The 16,469-nt window shown below is 67.5% G+C and carries 13 protein-coding genes; 4 read left to right on the top strand and 9 right to left on the bottom strand.

The window, feature by feature from the left end; all coding sequences use genetic code 11:
* Nucleotides 1-2: 2 nt before the first annotated feature.
* The gene (locus DUGA2_RS14005; protein WP_070267039.1) at nt 3-407 is read right to left on the bottom strand and encodes a hypothetical protein; all 405 of its coding nucleotides are present in this window, start codon (nt 405-407) and stop codon (nt 3-5) included.
* A gap of 126 nt (nt 408-533) precedes the next feature.
* On the opposite strand from DUGA2_RS14005, the gene DUGA2_RS14000 reads away from it, so the two are divergent.
* Nucleotides 534-1,280 (top strand): YdiY family protein, encoded by a 747-nt coding sequence (locus DUGA2_RS14000; RefSeq protein ID WP_070267040.1) that lies wholly within the window; start codon nt 534-536, stop codon nt 1,278-1,280.
* A gap of 9 nt (nt 1,281-1,289) precedes the next feature.
* Here the strand turns inward: DUGA2_RS14000 and DUGA2_RS13995 are convergent, their stop codons facing one another.
* From DUGA2_RS13995 to DUGA2_RS13985, 3 genes are read right to left on the bottom strand one after another with little or no spacing between them, the layout of a single operon-like run.
* Entirely contained in the window at nt 1,290-2,048 is a 759-nt protein-coding gene (locus DUGA2_RS13995; protein ID WP_070267041.1) for a LytTR family DNA-binding domain-containing protein, read from the bottom strand.
* Nucleotides 2,045-3,079 (bottom strand): sensor histidine kinase, encoded by a 1,035-nt coding sequence (locus DUGA2_RS13990; RefSeq protein WP_070267042.1) that lies wholly within the window; start codon nt 3,077-3,079, stop codon nt 2,045-2,047. Before DUGA2_RS13990 ends, DUGA2_RS13995 begins: the two co-directional genes overlap by 4 nt.
* Nucleotides 3,076-3,645, bottom strand: a complete 570-nt coding sequence (locus tag DUGA2_RS13985; protein ID WP_070267043.1) for a transcriptional regulator — start codon at nt 3,643-3,645, stop codon at nt 3,076-3,078. Before DUGA2_RS13985 ends, DUGA2_RS13990 begins: the two co-directional genes overlap by 4 nt.
* A gap of 284 nt (nt 3,646-3,929) precedes the next feature.
* Here DUGA2_RS13985 and purT point away from each other — a divergent pair, with 284 nt between their 5' ends.
* Both purT and DUGA2_RS13975 read left to right on the top strand, forming a co-directional pair.
* Nucleotides 3,930-5,141: a formate-dependent phosphoribosylglycinamide formyltransferase gene (gene purT / locus DUGA2_RS13980; RefSeq protein ID WP_070267044.1), complete on the top strand. Its 1,212-nt coding sequence runs from the start codon at nt 3,930-3,932 to the stop codon at nt 5,139-5,141.
* Nucleotides 5,142-5,160: 19 nt separating this feature from the next.
* Nucleotides 5,161-5,943, top strand: coding sequence for an ABC transporter substrate-binding protein (locus DUGA2_RS13975; RefSeq protein ID WP_070267045.1), 783 nt, complete (start codon nt 5,161-5,163; stop codon nt 5,941-5,943).
* Nucleotides 5,944-5,977: 34 nt separating this feature from the next.
* Here DUGA2_RS13975 and DUGA2_RS13970 read toward each other — a convergent pair whose 3' ends face one another.
* The 5 genes from DUGA2_RS13970 to DUGA2_RS13950 form a co-directional block, all read right to left on the bottom strand.
* The gene (locus DUGA2_RS13970) at nt 5,978-6,748 is read right to left on the bottom strand and encodes a LytTR family DNA-binding domain-containing protein (protein WP_070267107.1); all 771 of its coding nucleotides are present in this window, start codon (nt 6,746-6,748) and stop codon (nt 5,978-5,980) included.
* Nucleotides 6,749-6,768: 20 nt separating this feature from the next.
* The gene (locus DUGA2_RS13965; protein WP_070267046.1) at nt 6,769-7,989 is read right to left on the bottom strand and encodes a sensor histidine kinase; all 1,221 of its coding nucleotides are present in this window, start codon (nt 7,987-7,989) and stop codon (nt 6,769-6,771) included.
* A gap of 17 nt (nt 7,990-8,006) precedes the next feature.
* Nucleotides 8,007-9,494, bottom strand: a complete 1,488-nt coding sequence (locus DUGA2_RS13960; RefSeq protein WP_070267047.1) for a carotenoid oxygenase family protein — start codon at nt 9,492-9,494, stop codon at nt 8,007-8,009.
* A gap of 13 nt (nt 9,495-9,507) precedes the next feature.
* Entirely contained in the window at nt 9,508-9,933 is a 426-nt protein-coding gene (locus DUGA2_RS13955; RefSeq protein WP_070267048.1) for a DUF2141 domain-containing protein, read from the bottom strand.
* Between the two features lie 122 nt (nt 9,934-10,055).
* A complete protein-coding gene (locus tag DUGA2_RS13950) occupies nt 10,056-12,710 on the bottom strand; it encodes an ATP-binding protein (RefSeq protein ID WP_070267049.1) in 2,655 nt (884 codons plus the stop codon).
* Nucleotides 12,711-12,858: 148 nt separating this feature from the next.
* On the opposite strand from DUGA2_RS13950, the gene DUGA2_RS13945 reads away from it, so the two are divergent.
* Nucleotides 12,859-16,467 (top strand): CHASE domain-containing protein, encoded by a 3,609-nt coding sequence (locus tag DUGA2_RS13945; protein WP_070267050.1) that lies wholly within the window; start codon nt 12,859-12,861, stop codon nt 16,465-16,467.
* Nucleotides 16,468-16,469 lie beyond the last annotated feature (2 nt).

Raw genomic sequence — 16,469 nt, 5'->3', positions numbered from 1 at the left:
GGTTAGCGCAGCGCGGCGACATGGCGTTGACGGCGCATTTCGTCCTGCATCTGCATGGTGAGATAGGCTGCCTGGAGGGTTCCCGCATCCTGGCCGATGGTCTTGCGTGTGAGGGGGCGCGGCAGATCGGCCCATGGGCTGCGCGGCAGCTGTGCCGCTGGAACACCCACCGCCACGCGTTCGAAGCCGCTGGCGGACTTCGGAGCGACGCCGCCGCTGTTAATGACAATGCCTGCCGCGCCGTCATCGCTGGCATCGGACTGGCTGCCCGCTGGGCAATCGGCGTCGGTCAGCAGCACTTTGCCGTCGGCCGAAACGCAGCGATTGACGCCGGCTGCGGCATAGGCGGTACTGGCGACAAGGCCGAGGCATAACAGGCATTGTGCGAAACGAAGAGAGGCGTCCATGATCGATGTCCTTTGAGAAAGTATATTAATTTTCTCGCAAGCCTGGATATCTATCTGTACGACGCCGCACGCACCGGCAGAGCCCGTTTGAATGCGTTGCTTTTTGGTCTAAGGTACAATATCGGCATGAAAGCGATATTCCTCATCCCCGCCCTTTCCCTCTCCCTGGTTCAAGGTTATGCCGCCGCGGAGTCCGTCCCCGATCATGGCTGGAACAACTCCGCGGAGTTGGGCGCCATCTCCACTTCCGGTAACACGGTCGGTACTTCCGTCACCGGCAAGCTGGATGCGAAGCAGGAGCTGCCCGACTGGAGCAACGAGTACATCCTGGCCGGATACTTCAAGGACGAGCAGGTAACGAACGCCAACGGCGAAAAAGTGCGCGAGCGTTCGGCGCAACGCTATTCGTTCTCCGCCAAGTCGGCGTACAAGCTGCTGCAGGATCACGACAAGCTGTTCGCACTGGCCACGCACGTCAACGATAAATTCGGCGCTTATACACGCTACTCCACCGTGGGCGTCGGTTACGGAACCCAGACCTACACGACGCCGGAACACACCATGGACGTGGAAATCGGTCCTGGCTATTTCAACGGCACGCGTTCGACCGGCGAAGCGGAAAGCGGCCTGACCGTGCGCGGCGCGGCCAACCTGAAATGGAAATTGAGCGACACCGCCCTGTTCACGCAGAACCTGAGCGTGGAGCGCGGCACGTCCAACATCCACTCGCTGGCCGAGACCGCGCTGCGCACCAAGATCAACAGCACCATGCAGATGAAGGCCGCCTTCAGCGTCCGCAACGACACCAACGTGCCGGAAGATAAAAAGAACACCGATACCCAGACGTCGGTGACGCTGGTCTATTCGTTCTAACGCTGAACGCTACATGCCCTTGAAGCGGTGCTGGAAGCGCTGGCTCACGGGCAGCTTGTCGGCGTGGCCGCGCAGGCTTAGCCACAAGGCGCCGTCGGCATCCCGGCTGACGGCGGCGATGCGCTTGACCGCCACCACATATCCCCTGTGTATCTGCCAGAATCCCGCGTCCTCCAGCTCGGAGGCCAGGTCTTTCAACGGCGTGCGGATGTGGGCTTCGGCCTGCTGCGGCGTGACCACCCTCGTGTATTTAAACTCCGAACAAAAGTAGATCACATCGCTCAAGTCGATGAAATGGATCGCGTTGCCGACGGTCGCTTGCAGCCATGAGGGCGCGGCCGGCTTGGGCGACAGCTGCTGCATCAGCCGCGCCAGGTCCGGCGGCGGCGTGCCGAGGCGCGCGCGTACGCGCTCGATGGCGCGCACCAGCCGCACAGGGTCGGTGGGCTTGAGCACATAGTCGATCGCGCCTTCGTCGAAGGCGGCCAATGCGTGCTCCTGGTAAGCGGTGACGAACACCACATGCGTGCGTGCGCCGAAAGTGCGCGCCACCTCCAGGCCGCTCAGGCCCGGCATGCGGATGTCGAGGAAGGCGACGTCCGGCTCCATTGCGCGGGCCAGCCGCAGCGCTTCGTAGCCGTCTGCCGCCTCCGCCACCATCTCGGCCTCCGGCCACAGGGCCGCCAGCGATTGCCGCAGTTCCGCGCGCAGCAAGGGCTCGTCGTCCGCAATCAGTATGCGCGGGCGACGCGTGGACAGGGACGTCATGCGTTCTCCATCGGTAAGGTGATTTCGGCTTCGGTCCAGCCGTCCGCCGCCACTTGCAGGCGGAACGCGGCGGCGCCGCCATGCAGGGCCGCCAGCCGCTCGCGCAGATTGCGCAGGCCGACGCCGCTGCCCAACACGGATTTGCCTGGGCCGGCGCCGTTGTCGCGCACCGCCACCACCAGCGTGCCTTCGCGACGGCGCACCTGCATCCGCACGGTGACGTTGCCGGGATGCGGCTCGACGCCGTGCTGTACGGCGTTTTCCACCAGCGGCATCAGCATCAACGGCGGCAGCACGAACGCGCCCAGTTCGGGCGGGCAGTCGATCTCGAACTGCAGGCGGTCGCCGAAGCGTATGCCCATCAGCGCGAGGTAGTGCCCCGCCAGTTCGCATTCGCGCGCCATATTGGACATCGGGCTGCGCAGGTCCGGCAAGGCCGTATGCAGATAGCCGATCAGGTGATCGAGCATCTCCACCGCGCGCTCGGGATCGTGGCGCGCAAGGTAGCGCGTGTTGGCCAGCGTGTTGTACAGGAAGTGCGGCTCGATCTGCGCCTGCAAGGCCTTCAGGTCGGCGGACAAGGCGGCCTGCTTCAGCTGCGCCACCAGCAAGGCGCGAGACTGCTGCTGCGCGACCCACAGGCGCGGCGCCAGCAGCAGCAAGGCCAGCGCCGCCACCGCCAGCTGCACCAGCAAATCGTTGTGCGTGATGATGCCGAGCGTCGCCAGGCCGCCGTGATAGAGCAAACCGGCCATCCAGCTGGACAAGCCTACCATGGCCAGCAAGGCCGGCCACAGGAAGCGCCACTCCCGCAGCCTGGCCAAGGCTTCGAGCAGCGCCAGCAAGCTGGCGCCGCTGGCGCCGACCGGCAGCAGCATCGCGCCGAACAAGGCGAGCAAGGTATAAGCCTTGAGCACCAGGCAGGTCAGCACGAAGCCGGCGGCCAGGACCGCGCTGAGCACCTTCTGCCGCCCGGTGCTTGATGCCACCTGCCTCAACGCCAGGTAACTGCTGCCAACGGCGGCAGTCATAAGGTCGGCGACTCCGGCAGCTTGTTGGGGCGCGGCGCGTCTACCGGCACGTCCTTGCCCACGATCTCCAGCGACAGATCGTCTATCCAGACTTGCCCGACACCGGCGTTGATCACACCGAAATTGATGGACGTCGCCTCCTCCGGCACGTCCAGCGTGACGCTGCGGGTTTGCCAGTCGGTGGTGCCGGATATCGGTTGGTCCTGGCTGTTGTAGAAGGCCAGGCTGACCGGCGTCTTGCCGTCGACCCGCATCCACAATCCGGCCCATTTGCTCACATCGCGCGACTTGACCCGCGCCTGGAAGCGCACGCGCTGGCCGAGGTAGCGCTGGGAGGACACCGCCTGCGCCAGCGTGGCCCAGCTCTTGCCATCGCCCTGCGTATAGCGCAAAAACTTGGAGCCCTTGCCGCTGACGGTTTCGACGCTGTCGATGCCAGCCTGGTACGACGACGGCGCACCGCCGGTCACGAACCACGGCGCCGGCAGCTTGCCGGTCGATTCCGCGGCGACTACCCACAGCGAGGTGGCGGCGAGTGCCGCTGCGATGACGTGCATTGGTTTCATCTTATGTCCTTAATCATGTCCATGACGGGATGTCATGGACACACTTTGCCCGATGGCGCGGCTGCGCGGGCGGCCATGCGACCGGCGCGGCCGGCGCCGGATAAGCGCGGCCGGGCCGCGATAAGCGCCCCCGATGCAGCGCCGGTTAATGCGATGCCAAGATTGAGCTTATTATAAGCTCCCGGCCGCTGTCCAAAATAGCCGCAGTTTGCTATAGTCGGCCCGCGCAGCGCTGCGGCTGCACACCATCCACCGTTTTCCCCTTATATATCCCGGACGTCCACATGAACACTCCACGCATTTTCGGCACCCCACTATCTCCTACCGCCACCAAGGTCATGCTGCTCGGCTCCGGTGAACTCGGCAAGGAAGTTATCATCGCGCTGCAGCGCCTTGGCGTGGAAGTGATCGCCGTGGACCGCTATCCGAACGCGCCGGGCCACCAGGTCGCGCACCGCGCCCACGTCATCAACATGGCCGACGGCGCCGCGCTGGCCGCGCTGATCGAGCAGGAAAAGCCGGACCTGATCGTGCCGGAAATCGAAGCCATCGCCACCGACACGCTGGCCGCGCTGGAACAGGCCGGCAAGATCACCTGCATCCCGACCGCCCGCGCCGCCCAGCTGACCATGAACCGCGAAGGCATCCGCTGCCTGGCCGCCGAAACCCTGGGCCTGGCGACGTCGCCCTACCGCTTCGCCAGCAGCCTGGCGGAACTGGAGCAAGCCACCGCCGCCATCGGCTTCCCATGCGTGATCAAGCCTGTCATGTCCTCGTCCGGCAAAGGCCAGTCCAAGATCGACAGCGCCGCCGAAGTCAAAGCCGCATGGGACTACGCCGCCGCCGGCAGCCGCGTCGATTCGGGCCGCGTCATCGTTGAAGGCTTCATCGACTTCGACTACGAAATCACGCTGCTGACGGTGCGCTCCATCGGCGCCGACGGCAAGGTCGAGACGCAGTTCTGCGATCCTATCGGCCACGTGCAGATACAGGGCGACTACGTCGAATCCTGGCAGCCTTGCCGCATGAACCCTCTGGCGCTGGCGCGCGCCCGCGACATCGCCGGGAAAGTCACCGGCGACCTGGGTGGCCTGGGCCTGTTCGGCGTCGAGCTGTTCGTCAAGGAAGACATGGTCTGGTTCTCGGAAGTGAGCCCGCGCCCGCACGACACCGGCATGGTGACGATGGCGACCCAGGTGCAGAGCGAATTCGAGCTGCACGCCAAGGCCATCCTCGGCCTGCCGGTCAACGTCGCGCTGAAGGCGCCGGGAGCTTCGGCCGTCATCTACGGCCAGCACGAAGCGGCAGGCATCGCCTTTGAAGGCGTAGCCGAAGCGCTGCGCGTGCCGGGCACCGACATCCGCCTGTTCGGCAAGCCGGAATCGTTCGCGCGCCGCCGCATGGGCGTGGCGCTGGCCACCGCCGACGACGTGGAGACCGCGCGCAGCCGCGCCAAGGAAGCGGCGGCCAAGGTCAAACCTGTGCTGGGCAAATAAGATTCTGCGCGCTCACCTGATGATCGCAGCGGCGTTGGCGGCGTCGCTGGCGGCGCCTGCGCATGCCGAAACGGCTGCGGAGCGCCCGCTGGTGCTCGCCTTTAACAGGATACTGCCGTGGTCCACCGAAAACGACGGTGTCTACGGCGGCGCCTACACGGAAGTCATGCGCGAGCTGGCCCGCCGCAGCGGCATGACGCTGCAGATCAAGCCATGCCCGCTGAGGCGCTGCCTGTTCATGCTCGAACAGGGCGACGCCGACGTCATGATCGGCGTGCGCGAGACGCCGCGCCGCAGCGCCTACCTGCAATTCCTGCAGACGCCCTACCGCGAGCACAGCGCCGACCGCGTGTTCTATGTGCGCAAAGGCGCGAACATCGTCATCAACGAGTATGCCGACCTGGCGCCGCTGCGCATCGGCGTCAAGTTCGGCGCCGAGCACGTGCGCCGTATCGAGCACGATTGCAATTTGCGGAAGGAAGCCGTCAAGGACATGGAGGCCAACTTCCAGAAGCTCGCGCTGGGGCGCATCGATGCGGTGCTGATACCCGAGGACCAGGGCGAGGCCGTGGTCGCCGAGCTGCATATGGCAGACCAGGTGGAGAAAGCCGCCTACCGCATGGTCGACGATGGCCCGCCGCGCGCGGTCGCGGTATCGCGCAAGGCGGTGTCGCCGGAGCGCCTGGCGGCGCTGGAATCGGCGATGCGCGACATGCAGAAAAGCGGCGCCATCGCGGCGATCTACAAGCGCTATTACTACGACGCCTATCATATCGCCCCCGGCAGCATGCTGGTCAGGTAGCGGCAAGCGCGGCGGCCACCTCCACTGCTGGCGCCTACATCTGGCGGAACAGGTCGACGTAGTTACGGCTGACCACCAGCTGCTCCTCGCGGCCCTTGAGCTGCACCATCAGGCGGCCCCGGAAATCCTGGCGCGTGCCGGCCACGTGGTGCGCGGCGACGATCACGCTGCGGTGGATCTGCCAGAACTTCTGCTCGTCCAGCTGCTCGCGCAGCTTGCTGATCGGCGTGCGTATCAGGCTCTCGCCGTCGGCCAGGAAGACGCTGGTGTACTTGTCGTTGCTCTGGAAGTAGATCACCTCGTCGACGGAGATCAGGCGCGTCTGGTCGCCTTGCGAGGCGCGTATCCATTGCAGCGTGGGTGCGGGCGCGGGGGCCGTTGCAGGCGCCGCCACCGCCTGCGCCGCCCCGCCCAGCTGCGCCAGCAAGGCATGCAGCGTCGCCGCCGTGATGCCGGCCGCCGCAGGCTCCTTGGCCCTCAGCGCGGCCTTCAGCTTGGCGACGGTCTTGTCCAGCCGCTCCAGGCTCGCCGGTTTCAGCAAATAGTCGACGGCGGAATGCTCGAACGCCTCCACCGCGTACTGGTCGAAGGCCGTCACGAACACGATGTGCGGCGGTTTGGCGTCCGCCACCAGCCGGGCCGCCACGTCCATCCCCGTCATGCCGGGCATGCGGATGTCGAGGAACACCACGTCCGGCGCCTCCTCGCCGATCAGGCGCAGCGCCTCGATGCCGTTGGCGGCCTTGGCCACCACCTTCAGTTCCGGCCACGCCGTTTTCAGTTGACCTTCAAGATAGTCGCGCAGATGTTCTTCGTCGTCTGCGATCAGGGCGCGGAGTGGTTCGATGTCAGGCTCGCATTCAAAGGCAGCATGAGGCGCACCGTCATGCCGCAAGGTTGATTTTCCAGTAATTCTACCCGAGCGGCGGCGCCGTACAAACTGCGCAAACGTTCGCGCAGATTGCTCAGCCCTACCCCGCCGCCCGGCTTGGCAGACATGGTGCTGCCCAGGCCCGCGCCGGTGTCGCTGATCTGCAGGCGCAGGTGCGCGCCGTCCAGCTGGGCGCTGACGACGATCTCGCCGCCCTCCACCTTCGGCTCCAGCCCGTGCGATATCGCGTTCTCTACCACCGGCTGCAGCAGCATCGGGGCGATCGCGAACTGGCGCAGCTCGTCCGGCACCTCGATGCGATAGCGCAGCCGCTCGCCCATGCGCACCGCCAGCACGTCCAGGTAGGCGGCGATCAGTTTGGCCTCGGAACCCAGCGTCGCCTCCTCGCCTCGGCTGGCCGCGAGGCTGGCGCGCAGGTAGTCGATGAACCGTTCCAGCATGTGCTGGGCCTTGGCCGGCTGCGGGCCGATCAGGCTCACCACATTGGCCAGCGTGTTGTACAGGAAGTGCGGTTCGATCTGCGCCTGCAGGGCGCGCAAGCGCGCCTCCGCCAGCAGCCGCGCGCTGGAGGCGATCAGCTCCTGCTGCCGCGCCTTCTCCAGCGCTGCGGCCAGCCTGCGCTCGGCGCCGCGCCGCACCAGGTACATCAGCAGCGCGATCACCATCGCCAGGATCACGGATTGCAGCACGGCGCTGCGGTTGCCCAGCAAGTCGAAGAAATTCTGCCCGTTCAGCAGTGCCGTGCCTACGCTCAGGCCTATCAGCACGCTGGCCAGCACCAGCCCAAGGTTGAACAGCAGCCGGGGCATGCCCTTGGCGCGGCCCGGCCAGCCCTGGGTCAGCGCGTTGGTCGCCGCGGTGCCGCCATGGACCAGGAAGCCGATCAGGTTCGAAATGAACAGCATCGGCAGCCAGTGCGCCTGCACCAGCGCCCACTGCCAATCCCCCAGCAATGCCCGACGGTCGGCCGACATCAGCATCTCCAGCACCGTCAGGACCGTGCCCAGGCCGCAGTTCCACAACAGCGTGTACAGCAGGTTGCGCTGCGCCGTCGCCGGCCAGCGGCGGAAGAACGGGATCAGGTCCATCGGATGCGCCAGCGACGGCTCTGCGACATCCAATGAGGCCATGCCTGCCTCGCTGCGGTTATTCATCGTGTATCCCAAGTTAGTCATGCCGGCAGAAAGTTACCATGAAAGCAAAGCGGCGAAGTATAAGAAAGCCTCGCCATCGCCCTTGGACCGGCTTTGATGTTGTGTGCATCAAACACCGTCAGCACGGTCTGGGCGCGCCGCGAGTCCTGGGCCACGCCGACCAGGTAGCCGTCGGTCTCGGATCGGGCGCCGCGCCGTGGCACCAGCACATGCTCCTCCACCTGCCAGCCGGCGCCGAAGCTGTAGCTGTCCGCCTTGCCGCTGCCGATGTCGATCAGGTTGACGGTGTTGAGGATGTAGTCCTTGCTGCCGGACGCCACGCCCAGCACCGCCAGCTTGCGGTGGCGCGCCGACACCACCTGCGGCGCCACCCGTGGGAACTCGCTGGCGCCGAACAAACGCGCCTCGCGCGCCTGGCCGCTGGCGTAGTCCAGCGTCACCTGCACCGTGCTGGCGGACGCATGGAAGGGCCGCAGCTCGCCGCGCATGACCAGGCCCAGTTCCGGCAGGATGTCGCCGTCATGCATCACCACGTCCAGCCGGGTGCAGGCGCCGTCTTCGAAGGCGTTCCCGAAGTGGAAGACCGAGCGCGCCGGCAGTTCGAATATCTGGCGCAGCTCCAGCGTGTCCTTGGCGATGACCACCGCGCGCAAGGGCCGCTTGTCGCCCGCCCATTGCAGGTTCTCGCGAAAGCTCGTGTCCACCCCGCCCACCAGGTCGTACGGCGGGACCAGGAAGATCAGGTGGCGGCCGCTGACGACGAAATCGTGCACCATGTTCAGCTGCGGCACCTTGACGACGGCGCTGCGTTTCAATTCTCCGGCGGCGCTCAGTTGATACAGCACCAGCAGGTTCGCACCCGGCATGGTGCCGAAGTTCCATACGCCGCCGTCGGGATCGACCTTGGGATGGGCGGAGAACGGCATCGCCTTCAGCTCCGGGCTCCAGGTCTTGATGCCGCGCGTTTCCAGCGTCTGCGGATCGACTTCGACGGCGGAACCGCCCTCCCACAAAGCGTACACCCGCCCGCCGAGCGGCAGCAGGTTGGTATTGGCGGCGTTCATCGTGTCGTTGTTCTTGGGCTGCTTGCGGCCGATGTGGGTGCCGAAGGCCGGGTACAGGAACTGTTCCGCAGCGCTCTCCTCGACGAACTTCTGCGTGGCGACGAAACGGCCGCGATGACTGACCTTGCCGCCGCCGATCTGCCAGCGCTGCGCGAAGCCGTCGCCGTCGAACCAGTGGTGATAGCGCTCGCCGCCCAACTCGAATCGCCCGGGGCCATTGCGGTAGAAGACGCCCTGCAGGTCGGCCGGCATGCGGCCGTGGACCGCCGCGTCGCCGGAGAGCTCACCGGTGGCGCCGGCGAAGGCCGCCAGCCTGGGCTCGCGGGCCAGCGCCTGGTGGAAGCGGCGGTAGGTGTCGGCGTCGGCCAGCGCGGCGCCGGAACTCAGGCCGAGGGCGGCCAGGCCGATGCTACGGGACAGGAATTGGCGGCGGTCGCTCATGGCAGGCCTCCGCTTAGTGCAGGTTGACGCTGGTGGTGGCGCCGGCGGCCGGCAGCGTGAAGCGCGCCGCCTCGTAGTTCGGCGGACCGAATTTGCCCATGGCGTTGTTGCTGAAGGCGTAGTCCTCGGTCGGAATGCCGATCACGTTGCTGTCCATCTTGCCGTTGCCGTTAGCGTCGTGGAACAGCGAATAGGCGTAGTCGCCGGGCGGCAGGTCCTTGATCTCGATCGCGATGGCGCCGGCCACCGCCGGTGCGCCCGCCACGCGGAAGGCCTTCTTCTGGTAGGTCTCGGCCGAGTTGTACAGCGCAACCAGCACCTGGCCGTCGGCGCTGGCGACGCCGGTGACGGTGATCTTCAGGTCGGCGGCTTGCGACGGCGTGGCGGCCAGCAGGGTCAGGGTGGACAGGACGGCGGCAACGAGACTGGTGTAGCGCATGATGAACTCCGGTGAGTGTATGAGACTCCACTCTAGCCAGCGCTCCACCGGCGGCGGGGACGATGCGACGAAATGCGGCCGGCCGGCGCGAAATGCACGCCGCCGTCGCCAAATGCTGGGGATCAGGGCCGCCGGCCGGCCGGTATGTGGCGCGATATGATGTCCAGCATCTGCTCGACATCGATAGGCTTGGCGATGAAGTCGTTCATGCCGGCGGCGATGCAGCGCTCCTGCTCCGACTGCATTACGCCCGCCGTCATCGCCAGGATGGGCAGGTCCAGCTTCAGCTCCTGGCGTATCGCGCCGGTGGCCGCGAAGCCGTCCATCACTGGCATCTGCACGTCCATCAGCACGATGTCGTAGTCGGCCGGATGCGCGCGCAGCCGGTCCACCGCCAGCTGGCCGTTTTCCGCCACGTCCACGCTGGCGCCGGCGTATTCCAGCATGCCGCGCGCCACCACCTGGTTGAGCGGATGGTCCTCCACCAGCAGCAGGCGCAGGCCCTTGAGGCACTGCTCCGCCGCGTCGTCGTCGGCGGGCGCCGGCGGCGCGATCGCTTCGGCCTGCGGCAGCAGGAAAGGCAGCGTGACGACAAACTCGCTGCCCTTGCCCGGCATGCTGCTGACGGCGATGCCGCCGCCCATCAGCTCCGCCAGGCGGCGGCAGATTGCCAGCCCCAGGCCGGTGCCGCCGAAGCGGCGCGTGGTCGAGGCGTCGGCCTGGTTGAAGGCTTCGAACAGGCGGCTCTGCTGCTCCAGGTCCATGCCGATGCCGGTGTCGCGCACCACGAAGCGCAGGCCGACGGCGTCGCCGGCGTATCCGGCCATGCCGTTGGCCGAACGCTCGACCCGCAGCGCCACCTGGCCATGCTCGGTGAACTTGATCGCGTTGCCCAGCAAATTGATCAGGATCTGCTGCAGGCGCATGGCGTCGCCCACCACCGTCTGCGGCACCGCGGCGTCGGCCGCCACCGTCAGCTGGATGCCGCGCGCGGCCGCATTCGGCGTCATCACCGTGCTCACCGCCTCCAGCACCTCGTCCAGCTTGAAGGCCGACGGCGCCAGCTCCATGCGCCCCGCCTCGATCTTGGAGAAGTCCAGCACATCGTTCAGGATCCCCAGCAGCACATTGCCTGAGGACCGTATCATGTCCACATACTCCTGCTGCTGCGCGCTCAGCTCCGTGTTCCCCAGCAGGTAGGCCACGCCCAGCACCGCGTTCATCGGCGTGCGGATCTCGTGGCTCATATTGGCCACGAACTCGCTCTTGGCGCGGCTGGCGGCGGCGGCGCGCTGCTCGCCGGCGGCCTGGATCAGCTCCGCGTTCTTGCGGTCGGTGATATCCATCGCCATCAGATACGTGCCCTGCACCTCGCCGTCGGCATCGATGTCCGGCACCAGGTCCACCATGAAGTGCTGGATCTGGCCACCGCTCTCGAACTCGCGCTCGTAGTGCAGGCGGCCGCCGTCCAGCGCATGATCCAGGTCTCCCTGCCACGAATCGGCGGCCTGGCCGAAGATCTCGGCCACGCTCTTGCCCAGCATGCCCTGCGGATCGATGCCCCACAGCGTGCGATAGTGCTCGTTGGTGAACAGGTAGCGCTTGTCGCGGTCCAGGTAGGCGATCAGCAGCGGCAGGTTGTCGGCCAGGATGCGCGCCCGCTTCTCGCTTTCATAGGTGCGCAGCTGGGCCGCCTCGCGCTCGGCCATCAGGCGGTAGAAGGCGCCGCTCAATTCGCCGATTTCATCCTTGCGGTCCAGCTGCAGCACCTGGATGCCGGCGCGGCTGTCCTTGACCTCGGCGATGTTGCGGCGCAGCCGCTGCAAGGGCCGCAGCAGCCGCGCGATGCCCAGCCAGGCCAGCACGCCGGCCAGGCAGGCGAACACGGTCGCCGCGGCGGCGGCCTCGTAGCGCATCTCGCGCAGCGGCGCCAGCGCCTCGTCGCTGGGGAAGCGCGCCGCCACGATCCAGCGCGCATGCTGCAGGCGGCGATAGGAGTAGATGCCCTTGACGCCGTCCTTGTTCTCGGCCTCGGTCCAGCCCTGGAAGCCGGCCAGCGCCATTTCCGTCGCCCGGTTCTTGCCGGGGCGTTCATTAATACTGTGCAGCAGGCGCGCCTTGTTCGGATGGCTGAGCAGGATGCCTTCGGCCGTCATGATGAAGGTGAAGCCGGTGCTGCCCGGCTTGAGCGCGCTGAGCGACTCGAACGGCGCGTAGTGCAGCAGGTTGATGCCGCCCGCCAGCACCAGCGCCACGCGGCCTTCGCCGTCCAGCACCGGCGCCGTGATCAGCACCGTCGGCGCCCCGGCCAGCTTGCTGGCAAACGGCGCCGACACCACGCCGCGCCGCCGCGACAGCGTCAGGTCGAACCATTCCTGGCCGGCGGCGTGATAGGGCTGGTCCGGCAAGGCTTCCTCCAGCGCGCCGGTCAGCAGGCCTTGGGCATCGTAGATTTCAAGGAAGGAGAATTGGCCGCGCGCCGTCGGCCGCGCCTTCAGGTAGGCGCGCAGCGCGGCGGGGTCGCGCAGCGTGGCCGCCGGCAGCGACTCGGCCAGCGCCGCCAGCATGGCCTTCTTGCCGGCCAGGTGTTCATCGATGTGGGCGGCGGCGCCGGACAGCAGGGCATACTGCTGGCTGCCGATGACCTCTTTCATATCGCGCTCGGCCAGCATCAGCGCGACGACCGTCACGGTGACGGTCGCGCCCAGCACCAGCAGCATGACCAGGCCGCTGAGGCGGAATCTAAGGGTGGTCGGCAGATACTGTTTCAACGCCATGGGCTGCGCACGTCACTAGAATGATGAAATTTAAGTATTACATGCCGCAAGCCGGTTGGCTACGTCCTCCTGCCATAAACCCAACAAATGTCGCTCCGCCGCATTTCGGGGTATAGTGATTGCCACCCAGACAACCTAGCTATCTGCCATGCGCGCAGGCCCCAAACCGGACAATCCGCCAGCCCCCCACTCAGGCCCCGCGCCGCTCGCGCTGGTGCTGCTGACCGTGTGCTACTACCTGGTCGCCAACGCCAGCCTGATGCTGGCCTTCGCCCACACCAACGCCACGCCGGTCTGGCCGCCGTCGGGCATCGCCTTCGCCGCCGTCCTGCTGATGGGCTACCGGGCCTGGCCGGCGATCCTGTTGGGCGCACTGGCCGCCAACCTGGCCACCTTCACCGCCAACGGCCTGCCGCTGAGCACAGGCCTGGTGACGGCCTCGCTGCTGATCGCCTTCGGCAACACCCTCGAAGCGCTGGCCGGCGCCTGGCTGATGCGGCGCTACACCGACAGCGCGCGGCCGCTCAGCCAACTGCAGGATGTCTACAAATTCGCGATGATCGCCCTGGTCGTGTGCGTGCTCAGCGCCGGCATCGGCAGCAGCACGCTGGTGGCCGGCGGCGTGGTGCCTGCCGCCGCCTACGGCACCGTGGCGCTGACCTGGTGGGTCGGCGACATCGCCGGCGTGCTGACGGTGGCGCCGGCGATCCTGGCCTGGCGCCACCCGCGCTGGCGGCCGGCCGTGGCGCTGGAGGCGGCGCTGTCGCTGGCGGCGCTGGCGGCGCTGATCGCCTGGATCTTCGGCCGCCGCTACGCCGGCGGCGATGGCCTGGGCTGGCTGCCCTACATCTTCATGCTGTGCGTGGGCTGGGCCTCGTACCGCCACGGCCTGCGCGGCGCCTGCCTGGTCTGCCTGGCGACGGCCGGCGGCGCGGTGTGGTGCACCATCCGCGGCCTGGGCCCGTTCGCGGTCGGCACGCTGAACGACGCGCTGATCGCGCTCGACAGCTTCGTCGTGCTGTGCAGCCTGATCGGCATGGTGCTGTGCGCCGACGCCAGCGAGCGCCGGCGCATGAGCGGCGCGGTGCGCGGCCACAGCGCCGCGCAATGGGCCACGCTGCTGATCGGCGTCGGCCTGACGGTGGTGGTCTGGCACCTGGTGGCGCTGAGCACCGAGCGCCGCGCGCGCGAACAGTTCGACACCGAATGCGGCGACATCGCCGAGCGCATCGCCAGCCGCATGGCCCTGTACGAATCGGGCTTGCGCGGGGCGCGGGCGCTGTTCAATGCCGAACCGGAGCCGACCCGCGCGCAGTGGCGCGACTTCGCCGACGCGCTGGACCTGCCGCACAGCTTCCCCGGCGTGCTGGGGCTGGGCTACGCGCCGCTGGTGCCGGCCGCCGGCCGCGACGCGCTGGCGGCGCAGGTGCGCGGCCAGGGGCATCCCGACTTCCGCATCTGGTCGCGGCCGGGCGAGAGCCTGGGCGAGATGTCGACCGTGGTGCTGTACCTGGAACCGTTCCAGGGCCAGAACCTGCGCGCCTTCGGCTACGACATGATGTCCGAGCCGATCCGCCGCGCCGCGCTGCTGGAGGCCGCGCGCACCGGCGAGCCGGTGCTGTCGGCCAAGGTGGTGCTGGTGCAGAACGCCGGCAACGAGGGCCAGCCCGGCTTCCTGATGTACTTCCCGATCTACCGCAAGCCCGCCACGCCGGGCGCCGCGCTGACGGCGGCGCAGCGCATGGCGGCGCTGCAGGGTTATTCGTATAGCCCGATCCGCGCCGACGACATGATGGCCGGCCTGCTCGGCCCCGCCGACCAGGCGATCCAGCTGGAGATCTTCGACGGCAAGGACACTACGCCCGAAGCCCGCCTGTACGCCAGCAGCAAGCGCAGCGCAGACGACAGCCTGCAGTATCCCAATCCCTATCTGCGCACCGCGCCGCTGGTGCTGCTGCACCATCGCTGGACGCTGCGTTTCACGTCGCTGCCGGCGTTCGAGAATTCCATCGACCGTCAGAAGTCGCACATCGTGCTGCTGGCCGGCGCCATCATCAGCCTGCTGTTCTTCGGCGTGGTGCGGGCGCTGACCGCGCGCCAGGCCTACGCCTCCGCGCTGGCCGAGGAAAAGACCGCCGCGCTGCGCGAATCGGAAAGCTCGCTGATCGTCGCCCGCGACCTGGCCGAAGCGGCCAGCCGCGCCAAGTCCGAATTCGTCGCCAACATGAGCCATGAAATCCGCACCCCGCTCAACGCCGTGCTGGGCATGACGCATTTGTTGAACAACACCTCGCTCTCGCCCGACCAGCAAAAGTATCTGAAGATGATACGGTCGTCCGGCAATTCGCTGCTCAGCATCCTCAACGACGTGCTGGACTTCTCCAAGATCGAGGCCGGCCGCATGGAGCTGGCGCCGGCGCCGTTCCAGCTGCAGGCCGTGCTCGAGGCCATCGCCACCATCATGACCGTCAACTCCGGCGAGAAAGACCTGGAGCTGGCCATCGGCGTCGAAGCCGACGTGCCGCAGTCGCTGCTCGGCGACGGCCACCGCTTGCAGCAGATCCTGATCAACCTGGTCGGCAACGCCATCAAGTTCACCGAGAAGGGATCGGTATCGGTGCTGGTCGAGCGCATCGGCGACGCCGCCACCGACGGCACGGCCACGCTGCGCTTCACGGTGCGCGACAGCGGCATCGGCATCCCGCCGGACCAGCTGGCGCAGTTGTTCGCGCCGTTCTCGCAGGCCGACGCCTCGATGACGCGGCGCTTCGGCGGCACCGGCCTGGGACTGGTGATCTCGCGCCGCATCGCCGCGCTGATGGGCGGCGCCATCGAAGTCCGGAGCACCTCCGGCGCCGGCAGCGCCTTCACGCTGACCGTGCCGCTGCTGCGCGCCGACGAGCCGCCGCCGCAAGGCGCGCAGCTGCCGCCCCAGCACCTGCTGGTGGTCGACGACGATCCGCTCGGCGCCGATTATCTGTGCCGCACCATCGTCGCGCGCGGCTGGAGCAGCGACCGGGCCGGCTCGGGCGAACAGGCGCTGGCGCTGCTGCGCTCCGCCGCCACCCGCTACGACGCGGTGCTGGTCGACTGGGACATGCCCGGCATGAACGGCCTCGATACCATGCAGGCGATCCGCGCCGCCATGCCGGACCACTGCCCCGCCGTGATCCTGATGGTCAGCGCCTTCGGCCAGGGCAAGCTGCTGCACACCGAGGGCGCGGAGGCGGCCAACGCGGTGCTGCTCAAGCCCGTCACCATGGCCCGCCTGAACGAAACCCTGCAACTGGCGTTGAACAAGGCGCCCGTCGTCGCCAGCGCCGCGCCGGGCGCCGATGCCGGCGCCCCGGGCGTGCGCATCGACGGTGTGCGCATCCTGCTGGTGGAGGACAATCCGATCAACCAGCTGGTGGCGCAAAGCATGCTGGCCCACGCCGGCGCCAGCATCGAATCGGTGGACAACGGCCGCGCCGCGCTCGACCTGCTGCGCACCGACGCCCACCGCTACGACCTGGTGCTGATGGACGTGCAGATGCCGGAGATGGACGGCTTCGAAGCCACCGCCCGCATCCGCGGCGAACTCAAACTGGAGCTGCCGGTGCTGGCGATGACGGCCGGCGTCATGCTGTCCGAGCGCGAGCAGTGCATCGCCTCCGGCATGAACGACTTCATCGCCAAGCCTATCGACGTCGAACAGATGCTGCGCGCCATCGCCCGCAACCTCCCCGCCGCCCAGCGCGCGGCTGCCGGCCGCTAGAC

Origin of the sequence: Duganella sp. HH101 (genome assembly GCF_001758795.1) — a bacterium.
Taxonomy (GTDB): Bacteria; Pseudomonadota; Gammaproteobacteria; order Burkholderiales; family Burkholderiaceae_D; genus Rugamonas; species Rugamonas rivuli.
This window is presented reverse-complemented; position numbering and strand designations above follow the sequence as displayed.